At 61.3% G+C, this 222-nt stretch carries 1 pseudogene; it reads right to left on the bottom strand.

Annotated features, from left to right (window positions below):
• Window positions 1-222 (bottom strand): annotated as a pseudogene (locus tag KUG41_RS16265) (photosystem II q(b) protein); the annotation flags it as partial.

The following is a 222-nucleotide window of genomic DNA, read 5'->3' on the forward strand; positions in this document are numbered from 1 at the left end:
GGTTGAGCACGTCGGCCCAGGTGTTGATCACCCGGCCCTGACCGTCGAGAATCGACTGGTTGAAGTTGAAGCCGTTCAGGTTGAAGGCCATGGTGCTAACGCCCAGGGCGGTGAACCAGATGCCGACCACCGGCCAGGCGGCCAGGAAGAAGTGCAGGCTGCGGCTGTTGTTGAAGGAGGCGTACTGGAAGATCAGACGACCGAAGTAGCCGTGGGCTGCAA

The sequence above is a fragment of the Synechococcus sp. CCY 9618 genome (genome assembly GCF_019038415.1).
GTDB lineage: Bacteria > Cyanobacteriota > Cyanobacteriia > PCC-6307 > Cyanobiaceae > Cyanobium.